This window comes from Agrobacterium sp. 22117 (assembly GCF_052045735.1).
Classification (GTDB): Bacteria; Pseudomonadota; Alphaproteobacteria; order Rhizobiales; family Rhizobiaceae; genus Agrobacterium; species Agrobacterium cavarae.
Genome location: NZ_JBQEPP010000006.1, coordinates 267612 through 283731 on the forward strand (window position 1 = coordinate 267612; position 16120 = coordinate 283731).

The following is a 16120-nucleotide window of genomic DNA, read 5'->3' on the forward strand; positions in this document are numbered from 1 at the left end:
ATTTGAAGATCAGATCGTTCGATTACACGCGTGTCGTAAACGCACAGACGTTTCCGGGACTATGTGAGTTGCTCGGGAATGAACCCGCCCGTCTGGCGTCTCCATAGGCTAGCAAACAGCCCCTCGCCCTCGATCAACTCCTCTGGCTTGCCTTCTTCCACAATACGTCCCTGGTCGAGCACAACGATCCGGTCCATCCGCGCAATCGTGGAGAGGCGATGTGCGATGGCGATCACCGTTTTACCCTCCATGGCGAGGTTCAGCTTTTCCTGAATAGCAGCCTCAGATTCACTGTCGAGCGCCGACGTCGCCTCGTCCGGCACGAGGATCGGCGCATCCTTGAGAAGCACACGGGCAATGGCGACCCGCTGGCGCTGGCCACACGAAAGCTTGATGCCGCGATCGCCGACGAAGGCATCGTACCCCTTCCGGCCCTCTCCGTCGGTAAGATCGACGATGAAGCCATCCGCACTTGCCATCTTCGCCACTCTCTCGATCTCTTCCTGCGTCGCATCCGGCCGGCCATACCGGATGTTGTCGCCGATAGAGCGGTGGAGCAGAGCGACATCCTGGGCTATGACGCCGATCGCACCCCGAAGGCTCGTTTGTGTGACCGCTCGGATATCCTGACCGTCCACGAGGATGGTACCATCATGAATATCGTAGAAGCGTAGGAGAAGACTCGCGAGTGTCGTCTTGCCCGCACCAGAAAGTCCAACGAGGCCTACCTTCTCGCCGGGCCTGACCTCGAGCGACAAGGAGTCGATGACAGTCTTACCCGACTTGTACGCGAAGCTGACATTCTCGAACCGTATCTCGCCTGCTTCAACTTGGAGATCGGCGGCATCCGACCGATCCGTAATAGTTGGCGGCGTCGTCATGACGGGCGTGGCGTCCTTGATGGTGCCGATCGCCTGGAAGACCTGCTGGCCCACTTGCAGAAAGGTAAAGATTTGTGCCGACAGGCGCTGGAGAATGTAGACCGCACCGACGAATTCGCCAACTGTAAGAAAGCCCTTGAGGAGACCAGAAAAACCGATCGTCAGCATGCTTACCCAGAGCAGCGTGTTGAGAATGACCACCGTCGCTTCCGAGGTGCGGTAGACGCGTTGTTCTCTCTGCTGTGTCTTCACAGCCTTCAGAATGGCACGGCGGATCGCGCCAGCCTCGCTATCTTCAGCGGCGAACTGCTTGATCATCTGCATATTGGTGTAGAGGTCGGTGATAGCACCTGCCAGCAGGCTCCGCTGCTTGGCAGTCCGACGAGCGCTTTCGGCAAAGATGGGGACGATCCTCACCGCGTGTGCGATATTAAGAGCTATCCAGATGACAACCGGGAGCGCGAGTTGCCATGACAGCGAACTAAGGAGGATCACGGAGCCAACCATCTGAAGCATAAAACGGGGGATGGTCTGGAATGCAGCTATGGTCTGCTGCTGGACGGCGGATGCCACTTGCTGCAGTCGTGAAGCGACTTGACCAGCGAAAAGGTCGTGGAAGAAGGCGAGATCCTGACGCTCAACCGCCTTGTGGCCCTGCCATTGGATCGCGGCGGGCATGCCGATGCCAAGCGTATGCGACTGGAGCGTGTTGAGCATGAACGACGCGATCGGCATAGCCGGGAATATAAGGAAAGCAAGAAAAGCGAGAAGTGGCCACTTGCTCTGGAGGAATGGACCTGCACCATGTTGACTAACACCATCAACGACGACCGTAAGTCCCCAGACGATGGACAGATTGATGGCCTCCATCGCCATGGCGGAAAGCGCCACGCCTATCAACACGCCACGGAACATGGATATGAAATGCAGGAGGATCGCCACTGGTCCGCTGGACGGCAGCGGCCGGTAAGGGATCTCCAGTGGCTGGATCAGCTTTTCAAATGGGCGGTAGATTGCATCTGAAATAGACATGGTCGCTCGAACTCTGGTTGGAACGGAGGGCGAGGATTCAACTTCTAGAACAAAACATCTTAAGGCAGGAAGCTCAACCGCTAATCGACCCAAGGAGAACAATTGGGGCTGCTTCGCGCCAAAAGCGACCGTTGACATGTGGGCCGGACGGGCGCTTGATCCACTAGATCGGCCACTGATCTAAGGCAAAGATGTTCGCCCACGACGTTGAGAACTTGAACGGTAAAGTTAGAGGGGCTCTCCTTCCCGGCGCTGCACAAAGCAAGACGGGAGTACTCGTTCTAGGCGGCTCCAGTGGGAGAGTTGACATCCCGAGGGCTGGTTTATTTGCACAAGCCGGGCACATGCGTTGGCGTTGCAATGGTTCGGAGGACCCAGTCAGTCGCCAGGAATTTGCGAAATCCCGCTTGAGACTTTCATTGATGCAACGGACCTTCTAACGTCGAGGGAATGTAACCGTATCATTGTTGTCGGAACGTCAAAGGGCGCTGAAGCGGCCCTCCTTGCATCAACCATTGATCAGCGCATCAAAGCCGTGGTTGCTATTAGCCCAACGTCGGTGGTTTGGGGTAACATTGGTGAAGGTGTTGACGGTATAGCCTGGCCCGAACGATCATCTTGGTCGTTAAAAGGTACTCCATTAGACTTCATTCCGTCCGACCTAAGTTGGCAGAAAGAATACAGAGATGGCCTGATCTCCTATCGTTCATTTTTCGAGAAATGTCTCGCCAACTACGTCCAAACAAACAAGCGCGCAAGAATTCCAGTCGAACTGTCCGTCGCCGAGCTGATCCTCGTGGCGGGTGGCGACGATGCGCTCTGGCCATCCGACGATTTCGCTCGTGAGATCGTTCAATCGCGACAGGCGCACGGAAAGTCGGCGACACTCATTTTCGATCAAGATGCTGGTCATCGGATACTATTCCCCGGTGAGTCGACTCGACGATCCAGCCTACATTCACACGGCGGAACTGACGAAGCCGATGCGGAACTCGGCGTGAGAGCGTGGCAGATAATAGAACAACTGTTGTAAGCTAATCGGTGCAGATCACCACGTCGGTCCAGAAGCGGTCGTTTGCAGTGGCGAAAATTGACCGCGAACTCTGTGGGCGACCGAGTAATTACCTGCGATCGCGTAAGGCGGCCGCTAAGGGCAATCGCTTAGACGAAAATGCAGGCAAAGCGCCGCCGACAACGCCGATTCATGCCCAGTAGACCTGCTGTCAGCATGACATGGCCATCCATTGTAAGCCGGAACGACAAGCTCGTATCCGTCGGTTGACGCCGCTTACATTCAGTTGAAATCCGATGGCGATCAAACCCCATTTGGTTTCACATACTGCTGTGATCCAAACGAGGTAGATGGCCAAATCAATTTGGATTTTGATAGCGATGGTCGTCTCATTGGAATTGAAGTTCTTCAAGCAAGTGAGAAATTACCGCCACACGTAATTCGGACTTGTCGCGATGCCTTATAGTTAAGCGTAAGTAGATCGAGCTCGAGAAATGTCGCCCCCATAAAGCGGAGCGCAGCCTCGGGTTTCGCTTTTCCTTCTCGTCGCGTGATGGAAGTGCGTGGATCGGGCTGGGCTATGGCAAGTCCCTCGACCACGAACAACAGTCATTCCAATCCTTTTCGCCGAAAGCAAGTCGAATGTCTCGGCTGATCGCGCAGCAGATGACAGGCCGTAAAAGCACAAGCCGGGGCGGCGTTATGCAATGTCTCCTATTGGCGCTTCAGCGCCATGACGGCCGTCGGCCCATTCCGGACACCGATCTCGCGCTCAGTCAGTGTAGGCTACTTTCGCTAGACCTGCTATTGAAGCAGGTCAGCGCGGTAAAACGGCTCAATTTCATGGAGATATGGCACATTTAATGCTGAAACGACGTGATTTCGTGGCCGCGGGAGGCATTCTCGCAACCCTTGGATGGTCGCGAATGGCTACCGCATCACGCTACCCTGCGCCTGGAGATATGTCGGGTGCGCCGTTCGGTGATCCTAATCTGAAGCTTGCGATCCTATCCAGCCTCATTGACAAACAACTGATCGATCTCGGGACTCCACAACAGCTTGCCGAGCATGTTCTTGGGCGGCCCGTCGATCTTGAGAACGAAGGCTACAAGCCCATTCCCGCAGTTCGAGCCTATCTGGATCGCTACCCTCTCTCGACCGACCTACTGAGTCAGATCGACGAGCTTGTTCTGGATGGAGGCAGTTCCATCTATCGATATGTCTGGTTTTTCTGGGATGGAGAGGACAATATCTTTGACATCAACAGCCTTGCCGGGATCAAGCACTGCCCGAACATTAAGAGTCTTGATCTAACGTCGATGATCGGGACTGTGGACCTTCGTGACCTCCTGCCGCCATTCAAGATCGAGACCATCAATGCGGGGATTGCGTTAGAGAACATCCCGGCTCTGCTCGACATGCCCAGTCTACGAAGCGTCCGTGTCCTAGACGACCAGCTTTACGCAGATGTTACGACGCCAGGGCATCCCAATCGACAGGTGATGGAAGTGCTGAAGGCTAGAGGAATCTCTGTCTGGGTCCATTGGGTGTCCAGTTACGATGAGAACCGCGCCGCATACCAATAACTGTGATCGTGGGTGCGCTTTCGAAAATTGACGCCGCCAAGCGGACCATCAAGAAGGGCATCGAAAGCGACCTCAACAAAAGATTTGGGTTGATGCCTTATATTTGTGCTGAGCGCGATGATGACTTCTCGCGAGGAAGTGGACGTATGGATGAATGCGCCATGGGATGAGGCAAAGGCGCTCCAACGGCCCTTGCCTGATGAACGCTTGGTGCTGCTGCCTCTCGAAGATGTTTCCATTCAGGCCACACTTTTGTAAGCAGGAGCATACAGTCAGCATCCTGTGAGGAAGTGTTGGCATGTCCGCACCAAGGATGAGCCGCTACGAGAGGGTTTGAATAGAACGGACTGGTATGCACCCAAAGCAGAGGCTCATCGATCTCGACTAGGCATCGTTGTTTCGCGGGAACGTTCTCAGACTTCCGGCGAAATATCCGTATGAGGAACGAGTCGACTTCATAATCTTCGAAACCCGTTTTGACGAAAGACGATACGGCTTGATGGTCTCGTCCGGCTACAAGGCGGGAATTCCCTTGGTGTATTTGCCCCGAGGCCTTCATCGAATTCTCCTCTTCTTCCCACAAGGAATCATAAGTGGAAAATTCCAGCTCTAAATGGCCTAATTTAACGGGGTCACGTCACGCGTTAACCGCTTACTCTTTCAACTCTATCCAGACCGGTGCATGGTCACTGCTGTGATCCCACGCTCGAACATGCCTGTCGACATCAGCTGCGATAAGGTCGCAAGCGGCTTCCGGACTGAGAAGGAAGTGGTCGATCCTGAGCCCGGCATTTCGGCCAAAAGCGTCTCTGAAGTAATCCCAGAATGTGTAGATCTGCTCGTCGGGATGAAGATGCCTCAAAGCATCCGTCCACCCCTGCTCAACAAGCGTTTTGAAGGCGTTTCGCGCTTCGATGCGAAAGAGTGCGTCGTCTTTCCACCGCTCAGGTTTGTAGACGTCGAGTTCTGTCGGCATGACATTGTAATCGCCGATAAGGATCGATGATACGTTCAGTTCGAGAAGCTCGGCTGCGTAGGCGCGCAACCGTCTAAGCCATCTGAGTTTGTAGTTGAATTTCGGTCCGGGATAGGGGTTGCCGTTCGGTGCATAAAGACAGCCGATCAGTATTCCATCGACAATTGCTTCGATGTAGCGGCTGTGTTCGTCTTTGCTGTCTCCTGGCAGAGCCCGTCTGGTGAGATGAGGTTCCTGCCCCTTAGCCAGGATCGCCACACCATTCCAGGATTTCTGCCCAAGCCAGACAGCGCCGTAGCCAGCCGCTTCTATTGCTTTGATCGGAAACTTGTTCTGCGGCGCTTTCAGCTCTTGAAGACACAGAATGTCAGGCGACGCTTCATCGAGCCACCGGATAAGGTTCGGCAGTCGCCCGTTCACGCCGTTGACATTGTAGGTCGCAATTTTCAAGCGTTGACCCCGTGGATGACGCGCGAATACGGAGCGGCGCATCCGATCTAAACTGTTGGCAGGCTGATCTGGTGGCGCTGCGGACTTGAACGAGCCCACGGCGAAAGACCAAGCGTAAGAAGCTCGATCTTGTCATCTCAAATTTAGTGATCCGCGGCCGACTGAGCGTGCGGTGTGGCGCCGTTTCTAAACGTCCGGCGTCTCAACCGCGATCGGTATCACCGATCTGGAACGTGCGGCGACCGTCACCTTTTGGCGGATCGAATTCTTCCACCGGAGACGGTACCGGTTCAACCGGATCATGCGCGACACCGTCCGCAGCGGGCCAGTCATTGGACGGCTCGTGCACCTGCTCTTTATCGACCGTTCCGGTCGATGTCGGCGGAGAGACACCCCCGCCATGATCAGCCGACCATGTTTGCGGTGTCGCCTTTTTGTCGTCATTGGATGTGTTGGTCATGGCTTATCTCCCAAGTTGCTAAAGCTAACACAGTGGGACGGTTGTTGTTCCAGAGCAGGAAAAATGCGCTGCCCGTCACTTTCCGCGGCTGGATGCCACCACGACAGACATCAATTCTCGGCCACGAGGTGGCCTTTAGACACTTCACGAAAACGAGCAGGCATCACCTTGTACTCGACCGGGCGTATGGGACTTTTCAGTTCCTCGACAACAGCTGCGCTTTTTACGCGTCTGCGTTCCGGGTCTGGCACCGGCACAGCAGACATAAGCCGCTTGGTGTAAGGATGCTGCGGGTTCCCGAAGACGGCAGCGCGAGGGCCGATCTCGACAATCTCCCCCAGATACATGACGGCGACGCGGTGGCTGACACGTTCCACCACGGCCATGTCGTGGGAGATGAACAGGAAGGCGAGGCCAAGGCTTTGCTGAAGGTCGAGCATCAGATTGATCACCTGCGCCTTGATCGACACATCCAGTGCCGAGACGCTTTCGTCGGCAACGATGACCTTTGGCTGGAGCGCCAGTGCACGCGCGATACAGACACGCTGTCTCTGCCCGCCAGAAAACTCGTGCGGGTATCGACCCGCCATATCGGGTGTTAGGCCCACTTTCGTCAGCATGTCGGCCACGACATCTTTCGCCTCTTTGGCACTTCCCATTTTGTGCTCGAGAAACGGCTCGGCGATGGCCGCGCCAACGGTCATGCGCGGATTGAGCGAGGCGAAGGGATCCTGGAAGATCATCTGCACGGATTTGCGCATCTCGCGCATATCCTGCTTGCTCAGCGCCAGCACATCGCGGCCCTCAACGATAACGGAGCCGCTATCGGGTTCAATAAGCCGCATGATGGCGCGGCCTGTCGTCGACTTTCCACATCCCGATTCGCCGACAAGGGAGAGCGTCTCCCCAGCCTGGAGATCGAAGGACACGTCTTCCACGGCATGCACGCGGCCGGTGAGCGTGCCAAAGAGGCCGGAGTGAATATCGAAGCGCTTGGTGAGATTGCGAACTTCCAGAACCGGCCGGCCTTCGACGACCGTATTCTTCACTTCCACAGGAACATCGGACTGACCTGTCGTTACATCCACCACCGGAAAGCGCAAAGGTCTCTGGTGGTTTTGCATCGAGCCAAGCACTGGGACAGCGGACAGGAGCGCTCGGGTATAGGGATGTTGGCCACGATGGAAAATGTCGGCGGTCGGGCCCGTTTCCACCTGCTCGCCCCGATACATGACGACGGTCCGGTCGGCGATCTCGGCGACGACCCCCATGTCGTGGGTGATGAACAGAACTGAGGTACCTTCCTCCTCCTGCAGCATTTTGATCAGGTCGAGGATCTGTCCCTGAATGGTCACGTCGAGTGCCGTGGTCGGCTCATCGGCGATCAGCAACGAAGGCTTGGTTGCAAGCGCCATAGCAATCATCACGCGTTGGCGCATGCCGCCGGAAAATCGGTGCGGATATTCATCGAAACGAGACGCGGCGGAGGGGATGCGCACTTTCTCCAGAATGCGGATGGTCTCAGCCCGCGCATCAGCCTTGCTGATCGGCAAGTGTGAAAGCAGTGCCTCGGAGATCTGATCGCCGATGGTGAGCAAGGGGTTCAGGCTCGTCATCGGCTCCTGAAAAATCATCGCGACATCATTGCCGCGCACCTTGCGCATCTCGTGCTCCGGAAGCGCAAGAAGATCACGCCCTCCCAGCATAACCTTGCCTTCGATCTTGCTCATATCAGGTTGGAGCAAGCGCATGATGGAGAGCGAGGTGACCGACTTGCCGGAGCCGCTTTCGCCGACAATCGCGACCGTTTCGCCAGGCATGACCGTAAAGGAGATATCGCGAACCACCGGCTTCCAGGCACCATCGACAAGGAAGGATGTTCTGAGATTTTCAACGGCAAGAACCGGGCCGGTGGCCGGTGCAGTCGCGGTCTTGTTCAGGGCGTTGGACATCATCATCGTCGATCCTCGTCAATTCGTTGGAGTGGCAGGCTATGCGGCCGCTCCGGGCCGCACGCTTGCTCAGTCGGGCCAGCGCAACGCACCATCGAAACGATGGCGGCTCAGATCTTCGAACGGCGTCGCGATGACTTCGTTCGAGGCACGCGCCTTATCCAGTTCTTCCGCCAGCCGTGCCGCGACGATGCGCTCCTGGCCGGGGTGAAGATTGCAGGGATCGAGGTAGAAGTAGTGGTGCTCTACCTCATGGTCGCGCACGATGATCGGTGTCGGGCCGCTGCGAAGGCGTGCGGCAAGATCCCAGGCCGTGATGTGAGCCTCCTGGGGAGAGACAATCACCCGCATACGATCCAATGGATTGTTCGTCGGGTCTGGCTCGATCAATGCGGTGATGCCGGGGCGATCGGAAAGCGTCTCCTTCCACAGGTTCAGATAGCCGGTCTCGCGCTCGCGTATGTCCACATGGTCACGCTTTTCCCAAGCTTCCAAGGCCGCCATCACGCCGAAGATGCTTTCCTTGCCCACCTTCATGCCGCGACCAATTCCCATGTTCTGGAGAAAGGCATTGCGCACGAGTTCCTTTTTGCCGGCCACGATGCCGGAGGTGGGGCCGCCCAGAAACTTGTGGCCGGAATAAAGCGCGATATCGGCACCCTGCTCCAGGAAGAGTCGCAGGTCATATTCGGATGCAGCATCGACGATAACCGGCACGCCCTTGGCATGCGCGATCTCGACAAATTCCTTGAGATTGAGGAGACCATAATCGACCACGTGATGGGAAACGACATAGACAGCCGCTGCAGTCCTGTCGGTAATCGCGTTTTCCATGTGATACCGATGGGTGGAGGTTGCTTGGCCAATCATCACCACCTTGCCGCCCGCAAGCCGGATCGACTGATCGACAGGCGCGCCATAGCTGACCATATGCCCCATCTGCACCAGAACTTCGTTCTTTGGCGTGGACGTTTCCGGCAGTCTCTCGATTGCCAGGAGATCTGGCCCTGTGATGGTGCCGGCCACCGCGAGGCTAATACCAGCGGAGCATGAGGCCGTAACAAAGCCGGCTTCACCGCCCGTCAGCCGAGCGATGACTGCACTTGCCTTGCGCTGCAGATCATTGATCTCCACGAATTGCGGGAGGATCGCCGCCATAGCCTCGATCGCTTCGGGAACCACGATGGACGCGCCAAGGCTCGTCATCGTGCCGGAAACGTTGATGACTGGCCGAAGGCCCATCTTCGTGCGGATATCGTCTGACATTCTCATCTCTCCAGTTTGCCAGCCTGTCTGGCGCATGATTTCTGTTGCCCCGCGTCAGGCTATGCCATAATAACGCAATAGGTTCTTTGATGTGCGGGAGCGTGAATTGGATATGACATCTTCATCTGGTGAAGCCCTCGAGCTCTCGTCTTCCGAGGAAGGCGGCAAGGCGCGGCGCTCGCGCGTCAGCGGCATCGACCGCGCCATTCAGATCATTGACCATCTGTACGAAACGGGGGCGCCGGCCGGTGCCTACGCCATTGCCAAGGCGGTGAAGGCACCGCTCTCGACGATTTACGCGATCATTGACGACCTTGTGGAAAAGAACATGCTGGCGCGCAACGACGATGGCAGTATCTGGCTTGGTGCGCGCCTCTATCATTACGGCCTCGCCTATGCTCGCTCGCTGGATTTCATGAGCGTCGCGATGCACGAAATGCATGATCTTTGCCGCGCCGCCGGTGAAACGGTGCAGGTTTGCGGACGCGATGACGAGCATATGCTTGTCCTCGCCATGGCCGATGGCCCCAGCCATTTTCAGGTCGCCTCGCGGGTTGGTACCCGCGTACCCCTGAACTGGACGGCGTCTGGACGCCTTCTTGTGGGCCATATGCCGGAAGAGCAACGCATCGATCTGTTCAAGCGCGGAGCCCGCATCTCGCCGACGGGCCGCGCCACCATCGACGCCAAGAGCCTTTCGGACGCCGCGCGCAACGCCTTCGAAGAACGTCTGTCGATCCAGGCGGGGGAATCCGACTACTCGGTTGCCTGCATCGCTTCGCCCATCGTCGATAACCGCGGAGACTGCGTAGCGACGATTTCTATCGTCCTTCCCGAGCAGAAAGTCATGGCTGACAAGACCGGCTACGCAGACCGCGTGAAAGCGTCGGCCGCAAGGATCGAACAGCTGATGGGATGGCGCAACCACTAATCGTCTCCTTGCCGGTTAATCCTGCAATGCAATGATCGCTTCGATTTCGACGGTGATGTTTCCCGGAAGCGAGCCGAAGCCGACAGCCGAGCGGGCATGCCGACCAGCCTCGCCGAAGACGGCGTTGAACAGGTCCGAGCAGCCGTTGATCACCTGCGGGTGGTCCTTGAAGTCCGGTGAGGCATTGACCATCCCCAGCAGCTTCACGACCCGCTTGACGCGGGAAAGATCGCCGAGCGCCTCATTCATCACCGCCAGGAGATTGACGCCGGTCAGCCGCGCATTCTCATAGGCCTGCTCGACCGAGACATCCACGCCCACCTTGCCGGTGTGCATGAAACCATTCGCCTCGCGCGGCCCCTGCCCCGAAAGATACAACATGTTGCCTTCGACGACGTGGGTCACGAAATTGGCGATGGGCGGTGGCGCCGGTGGAAGGTCTATGCCGAGTGCGGCAAGCCGATCGCGCGGCGTCTCTGCTTTCGCTTCGATCTTGATCGGGGACTGTGTCACGCAAACTCCTGTCATCTTTTCATTCATTCCAGCGGCGACCCGCCGTCTTATCGGTACGAGTAGCCGTGGCTGTGGCGCACAAGCTTGCGAGCGCGCGGTATGTATCGGCTCGCAGTAATGGCTTCCCCGCCGATGACGGCATAGCGCGGCTCAAAGAGCTGCTTCAGCACCGAGACGTCGCCATTGGAGTCGGTTGCCTCCAGATCGGAATCGACCAGATCGAAAATGGTGAAATCGGCGCGCGCTCCGACGGACAGCCGGTTTAGCATATCGAGCTTGATGACTTCTGCCGGTGCATGCGTCACAGCATTCACCACCTTGTCGAAAGGCATTCCGACCGACAGAAGCTTCGACATGGTCGTCGCGAGATCCCACACCGGGAAATTCATCGAATGGCCGTGGAGGTCAGTCGAGATGGAATGGGGCAGAAGTCCACGCGCAATCGCCGCCTCTGCCACCTTGAAGGAAAAGGACGCGCCGCCATGGCCGATATCGAGCCGGACCCCTTCGGATGCGCAGCGTTCGGCGAGGTTGAACAAGTCCTCATCTTCCATGATCGACGAACCGGATTTGCCGTTAAAGCAATGAGTGACGACGTCGCCGGGGCCTAAGATTTCCAGCACTTCATCATAAAGTGCCGGTGGCTCGCCGACATGAACCATCATCGGAACTTTTAGGATCTTGGCGATCTTCTTGCCGAGCTTCACCGGTGTTACGCCCCAGGACCCGGTGATGACATGGCTGGCGCGAACCTTGATGCCGACAATATGCTCGCTGTTTTCCGCATAGCATTCAAGGATGCGGTCGAGATCGATATCCCTGATGTCGCGCAGTTCCGCAACGCGGTTGCAGGCAACGAGGCCAATGGAACCGAGATTGAGGAAGGCCTTGATCCGCTCTCGGGACGGTTCGATGATATATTCGCGGAAGCCATGGAAGTTCGCTTCGCCTGCAGATCCCGCATCAACAAGCGTCGTGACGCCGCGCTCGGCACCGCATTCGGACGGACGGATCGAGATGTCTGTGCCGCCGTGCCAGATATGGACATGCAGATCCACCCAGCCCGGCGAGATCCAGGCACCTTTACCATCGATCACCGTTGCCTCATCGCACGCAAGCGCCTGTCCGATGGCGGCAATGTTGTCGTCGCTGTTCACCAGAATGTCGGTGACGGCATCTTTTCCGCTTTCGCCGAAAGCCATGGGCTTGACGTTCTTGATGAGCAGCGGCTTTGCCTGTTGGCCGGTCATATTACAAATCCCTTCGCAGTCTTGGATCGAGCATGTCCCGCAACCCGTCGCCGACCATTTGCAGCGAGAGAACGGAAAGAATAATGGCGAAGCCGGGGAAATAGGTCATCCAGTCGGCTTGCCCGATATATTGGCGGCCAGCGGCAATCATCGTGCCCCAGGTCGGAATTTCCGGGCTGACACCAAGCCCGAGGAAAGAGAGGCCTGCTTCCGCCAGCATGGCGCTGGCAAACAGGAAGGAGGCCTGCACCAGGATCGGCGACAACAGGTTGCGCAGCACATGGCGCGTCATGATGTGGAACGTCGATATCCCAAGCGCCTGAGCCGCCTCTACATAGGGAAGCTCCCTGATGACAAGGGTCGAGGCGCGCACGATGCGGGCGAGGCGCGGCGAATAGACGATAGAAAGCGCGACGATCACGGTGGTGAGCGATGGTCCAAGGGCTGCAACGAGCGCAATGGCGAGAAGAATATCCGGGAACGCCATCATTGCATCGATGAGGCGCGCAATCGGTGTGTCCAGCCGCTTGAAGAAACCGGCCAGCAGACCAAGCGTCACACCGATGATCGCGGACAAAGAAACGACGGAGGCGCCCACAAGCAGCGACAACCGGCCTGCATAAATGGTGCGCGAAAAGACGTCGCGGCCAAATTCATCCGTGCCGAACCAGAAGGTTTCGCTGGGCGGCTTGAGGCGATTGACGATGGACAGCTTGGATGGCGAGTAAGGTGCAATCCAGGGCGCGAGCGCGGCCAGAAGTACGAAGATGATAAGCACGATCAGGCCGAAGGCCACCGTCTTTCGTTTCAGAAACCGTTTGAAAAACTTCAAGCCTTCGCTGCTCGAAGGGGTCGGTGTAGTTGTAGCAATATCCGTCATCGGTTCCCGCCCCCTTTAATAGCGCACGCGCGGATCGATCAGCAGGTAGAGCATGTCGATCGCGAAATTGATGAGGACGTAGAGCGCTGCAATGACGAGAAGCGCACCTTGAATGACCGGATAGTCTCGTCGCAGAACCGCGGAAACCACGAGACTGCCAACGCCTGGAAGCCCGAAGACCGTCTCGGTGACGACAGCGCCTGAAATGAGTACCGCAGCCGTCAACCCGAGAACGGTGAGGATAGGAATGAGCGCGTTCTTCAACGCGTGTTTCATCACCACCCGCCGTTCGACCACACCCTTCGCCCGAGCAGTGCGAATATAATCGTCACCAAGCACATCGAGCATTGATGCGCGGGTGAAGCGGAGGATCAATGCCGACGACACCAATCCGAGTGCGAAAGCCGGAAGCGTGAGGTGATACATGCGATCAAGGAAGCTTGAGCCAGGACCACCATAGCCCGAGACCGGGAAAAGATTGAGCCGCACCGCAAAGAACTGCATGAGGATAAGCCCAAGCCAGAAGCTCGGAATGCTGGCCGCAAGCATCGCAACGGTCGTTGCAGCCTGGTCCAAGAAAGATCCGCGGCGATAGGCGGCGTAAATGCCAATGGGCAAGGCGATGACACTGGCAATCAGCAACGAAAACAGTGTGAGAAAGAAGGTCGGTTCAGCGCGATCAAGCAGCGCCGTCGTGACGGGCATATTCAGGAAGATCGACTGCCCAAGATCACCTTTCAGCATCTGGCCGATGTAGTAGAAATATTGCACGGCCAGCGACTGATCGAGCCCCAAACGCGTTCTCAGATCAGCAATGTCTTGCGCTGATGCATCCGGGCCGAGCATGACGGCTGCCGGGTCACCCGGGGTAACGCGCACGATGATGAAGACGATCGTGACGACGAGAAACATCACGACGATCATGCCTGCGAGGCGCTGGAGAATATATCGTATCATGGGCTTGGCGTTCCCTTGCCGCAGGGTAAAGGAGTCTGCTTGGGTATGCGTTGCTGGACTGAGTATCAGGGTCGCGCCAACTCTCTCTGCGTCCCGTTGGACATGAGATGAACAATGGCGCGACGACGCTCGCTCGATCGACTACTTCTTGATGGAAGCGTTCCAGAAGTATGGCCAAGGTGCCGCCTGGATACCCTCGATCTTCTTCGACTTGGCAGCGACCGCATTGAAGTCACCGATCTTCATGTAGGGGATCTCCTCATACATGGCCTTTTGAACATCAGCCCAGAGAGCGATACGCTTTTCAGGATCGGATTCGGCCGAGAACGCTTCAACTGTCTGCTTGCGCAGCGGCGTATCCCACCATCCTGGCGATGTCGGCGCGAGAGAGCCGATCAGAGCTGGCTCTGGCAGGAATGGGCTATGGGTAATGTAGATGTCCCATAGCGCCTTGTCTGCGCGGCGTTGGGTAAGCGTTGCCCAGTCCACCACCTGCATGTCCACCTTGAAGCCTGCAAGCTTCAGATACTCGGCAGCGACCTGCGCCATCTTGTAATGAAACTCATACTGCCGGCTTGTGAGGATGCGGATGGGCTTTTCGCCGTCATAGCCTGCGGCCTTGGCGGCTTTTGCAGCGCCTTCCGGATCGGCAATATTGTAATTGCCCTCGACACCTGCATTTGTGTTCCAGATAAAGTTCTTCGGATAGATATCACCGTCAAGCGCATAAAAATCCGTGCTGCCGAAGGCGGCTGCCAGCATGTCTTCCATGCTGAGCGCCTGGCGGATTGCCTTGCGCATCGCGACATCCTTGGCAAGCCCCTCCGCCGTATTGAAGACGAAGACCGGGTAGCCGAACGGCTTCAGGACAACCGGCTCTGTCACGGAAGAGGATTTGATCTTGTCGAAGGATTCGACCGGGATCGAGTCGATGTAATCATATTGACCGGAAACCGCCGCCTCGACACGGGTGTTGGCGTCAGGCACGGGCACGAAGCGGATCTCGTCGAGATACTGATGCCGCGCGCCACCATACCCATTGCTGTCGCCTTCGCGGGACTTATATCCGTCGAAGCGCACGAGCTGGATATATTGGTCGGCCTTGCGCTCCTTTAGCATATACGGGCCAGTACCGATAAACTCCTTCATCGGCTCTTCCTGCTTTTCCTTCGGAAGAATGATCGCCGCGGAGTTGTTGAAGGCAAGAAGCGAAACGAGCGGCGCATAAGGCTGCTTCAGGGTGATCGTGACGGTCAACGGGTCGGTGGCTTCGATCTTGTCGATAAAGGACGCAGCCTGCTTGCCGCGCGATGCAACCTTGATCCAGCGATCGAGGGAAGCAACGACATCATCCGACGCCATGGCGGAGCCGTCGTGGAATTTGATGCCGGCGCGCAGCTTGATCGTGTAGGTTTTTCCGTCTGCGCTGATCTCCGGAAGACTTTCCGCCAAAAGCGGTGTCGTCTTCCACTCCTTGTCGAAGGTATAAAGCGTTTCGAAGATGTGCTGCGTGACGATGCCGACGAGATCCGCGGTTGATGCCATTGGATCGAGCGTAGGCGGCTCACCGATGGTTGCGACATTGATCACGCCACCACGATCCTGCGCAAAGAGAACCGACGGGCTGACAATCAGTGCCGTGGCGAGAAGGAATGCGAGCTTCAGTTTCATATCATACTCCCAGCTTTATTGTTCCGTTATTATGTTATATAAGCTTTTATAAGAGAATATCGGAAAGGGAGTTGCTGTCAATCACGTTCTTGACGGTGAGTTAGGACGTCCTGAAACGCGGGCGATTCAGCGTCACCTTCCACTCGAGGGGAGTGGCACGCTGGGCTGAAGTTGGATGGGGTGAGACGACGGGTCATAGAGTTTGACGGGGTCGGATTTCTCGCTGGTGCGCGAGTGCGACCTTTAATGATCAGCAACCTCACCAAATGACAGCGCGATTCCGCCACTGTCGCGATGGTGTCG

14 protein-coding genes and 1 pseudogene are annotated in these 16120 nt (G+C 56.9%); 5 read left to right on the forward strand and 10 right to left on the reverse strand.

What is annotated here, in order from left to right:
* Positions 1 to 59 precede the first annotated feature (59 nt).
* On the reverse strand, positions 60 to 1913 hold the full coding sequence (locus tag ACTJKV_RS18370; RefSeq protein WP_440599236.1) for an ABC transporter ATP-binding protein: 1854 nt from the start codon (positions 1911 to 1913) through the stop codon (positions 60 to 62).
* Between the two features lie 191 nt (positions 1914 to 2104).
* On the opposite strand from ACTJKV_RS18370, the pseudogene ACTJKV_RS18375 reads away from it, so the two are divergent.
* The 4 genes and pseudogenes from ACTJKV_RS18375 to imm45 all read left to right on the forward strand — a co-directional run bounded on the left by ACTJKV_RS18375 (position 2105) and on the right by imm45 (position 5124).
* Positions 2105 to 2946 (forward strand): annotated as a pseudogene (locus ACTJKV_RS18375) (acyl-CoA thioester hydrolase/BAAT C-terminal domain-containing protein).
* A gap of 265 nt (positions 2947 to 3211) precedes the next feature.
* Complete coding sequence (locus ACTJKV_RS18380; protein WP_162744362.1) at positions 3212 to 3391, forward strand: DUF2283 domain-containing protein; 180 nt, start codon at positions 3212 to 3214, stop codon at positions 3389 to 3391.
* Positions 3392 to 3851: 460 nt separating this feature from the next.
* Entirely contained in the window at positions 3852 to 4511 is a 660-nt protein-coding gene (locus tag ACTJKV_RS18385) for a DUF6892 domain-containing protein (RefSeq protein ID WP_440599237.1), read from the forward strand.
* A 394-nt stretch (positions 4512 to 4905) separates the two neighbouring features.
* The gene (gene imm45, locus ACTJKV_RS18390; protein ID WP_425532487.1) at positions 4906 to 5124 is read left to right on the forward strand and encodes an Imm45 family immunity protein; all 219 of its coding nucleotides are present in this window, start codon (positions 4906 to 4908) and stop codon (positions 5122 to 5124) included.
* 39 nt (positions 5125 to 5163) lie between these two features.
* On the opposite strand, the gene xth is transcribed toward imm45, so the two are convergent.
* The 4 genes from xth to ACTJKV_RS18410 form a co-directional block, all read right to left on the reverse strand.
* A complete protein-coding gene (gene xth, locus ACTJKV_RS18395) occupies positions 5164 to 5937 on the reverse strand; it encodes an exodeoxyribonuclease III (RefSeq protein ID WP_440599238.1) in 774 nt (257 codons plus the stop codon).
* A gap of 202 nt (positions 5938 to 6139) precedes the next feature.
* A complete protein-coding gene (locus tag ACTJKV_RS18400) occupies positions 6140 to 6397 on the reverse strand; it encodes a hypothetical protein (protein ID WP_313056694.1) in 258 nt (85 codons plus the stop codon).
* Between the two features lie 110 nt (positions 6398 to 6507).
* Positions 6508 to 8349, reverse strand: coding sequence for an ABC transporter ATP-binding protein (locus ACTJKV_RS18405; RefSeq protein ID WP_440599340.1), 1842 nt, complete (start codon positions 8347 to 8349; stop codon positions 6508 to 6510).
* 69 nt (positions 8350 to 8418) lie between these two features.
* Entirely contained in the window at positions 8419 to 9615 is a 1197-nt protein-coding gene (locus ACTJKV_RS18410; RefSeq protein WP_440599239.1) for an aminotransferase class V-fold PLP-dependent enzyme, read from the reverse strand.
* A gap of 112 nt (positions 9616 to 9727) precedes the next feature.
* Between ACTJKV_RS18410 and ACTJKV_RS18415 the strand changes: the two genes are divergently transcribed.
* Complete coding sequence (locus tag ACTJKV_RS18415; RefSeq protein ID WP_440599240.1) at positions 9728 to 10546, forward strand: IclR family transcriptional regulator; 819 nt, start codon at positions 9728 to 9730, stop codon at positions 10544 to 10546.
* A gap of 15 nt (positions 10547 to 10561) precedes the next feature.
* Here ACTJKV_RS18415 and ACTJKV_RS18420 read toward each other — a convergent pair whose 3' ends face one another.
* The 5 genes from ACTJKV_RS18420 to ACTJKV_RS18440 form a co-directional block, all read right to left on the reverse strand.
* Complete coding sequence (locus ACTJKV_RS18420; protein ID WP_062442902.1) at positions 10562 to 11074, reverse strand: RidA family protein; 513 nt, start codon at positions 11072 to 11074, stop codon at positions 10562 to 10564.
* A gap of 32 nt (positions 11075 to 11106) precedes the next feature.
* Complete coding sequence (locus tag ACTJKV_RS18425; protein ID WP_440599241.1) at positions 11107 to 12309, reverse strand: amidohydrolase/deacetylase family metallohydrolase; 1203 nt, start codon at positions 12307 to 12309, stop codon at positions 11107 to 11109.
* A gap of 1 nt (position 12310) precedes the next feature.
* Positions 12311 to 13189 carry an ABC transporter permease gene (locus ACTJKV_RS18430; protein WP_440599242.1) on the reverse strand — a complete coding sequence of 293 codons (879 nt, stop codon included), beginning with the start codon at positions 13187 to 13189 and terminating at the stop codon, positions 12311 to 12313.
* A 15-nt stretch (positions 13190 to 13204) separates the two neighbouring features.
* Complete coding sequence (locus ACTJKV_RS18435) at positions 13205 to 14146, reverse strand: ABC transporter permease (protein ID WP_440599243.1); 942 nt, start codon at positions 14144 to 14146, stop codon at positions 13205 to 13207.
* Between the two features lie 141 nt (positions 14147 to 14287).
* The gene (locus ACTJKV_RS18440) at positions 14288 to 15817 is read right to left on the reverse strand and encodes an ABC transporter substrate-binding protein (protein ID WP_440599244.1); all 1530 of its coding nucleotides are present in this window, start codon (positions 15815 to 15817) and stop codon (positions 14288 to 14290) included.
* Between the last annotated feature and the right edge of the window lie 303 nt (positions 15818 to 16120).

Excerpts from the sequence above, each read along its gene's own strand:
- ACTJKV_RS18370 (WP_440599236.1), bottom strand. The coding sequence starts at position 1,913 with ATGTCTATTTCAGATGCAATCTACCGCCCATTTGAAAAGCTGATCCAG.
- ACTJKV_RS18385 (WP_440599237.1), top strand. The coding sequence starts at position 3,852 with ATGGCTACCGCATCACGCTACCCTGCGCCTGGAGATATGTCGGGTGCG.
- ACTJKV_RS18400 (WP_313056694.1), bottom strand. The coding sequence starts at position 6,397 with ATGACCAACACATCCAATGACGACAAAAAGGCGACACCGCAAACATGG.
- ACTJKV_RS18405 (WP_440599340.1), bottom strand. The coding sequence starts at position 8,349 with ATGTCCAACGCCCTGAACAAGACCGCGACTGCACCGGCCACCGGCCCG.
- ACTJKV_RS18410 (WP_440599239.1), bottom strand. The coding sequence starts at position 9,615 with ATGTCAGACGATATCCGCACGAAGATGGGCCTTCGGCCAGTCATCAAC.
- ACTJKV_RS18415 (WP_440599240.1), top strand. The coding sequence starts at position 9,728 with ATGACATCTTCATCTGGTGAAGCCCTCGAGCTCTCGTCTTCCGAGGAA.
- ACTJKV_RS18420 (WP_062442902.1), bottom strand. The coding sequence starts at position 11,074 with ATGACAGGAGTTTGCGTGACACAGTCCCCGATCAAGATCGAAGCGAAA.
- ACTJKV_RS18425 (WP_440599241.1), bottom strand. The coding sequence starts at position 12,309 with ATGACCGGCCAACAGGCAAAGCCGCTGCTCATCAAGAACGTCAAGCCC.
- ACTJKV_RS18430 (WP_440599242.1), bottom strand. The coding sequence starts at position 13,189 with ATGACGGATATTGCTACAACTACACCGACCCCTTCGAGCAGCGAAGGC.
- ACTJKV_RS18435 (WP_440599243.1), bottom strand. The coding sequence starts at position 14,146 with ATGATACGATATATTCTCCAGCGCCTCGCAGGCATGATCGTCGTGATG.
- ACTJKV_RS18440 (WP_440599244.1), bottom strand. The coding sequence starts at position 15,817 with ATGAAACTGAAGCTCGCATTCCTTCTCGCCACGGCACTGATTGTCAGC.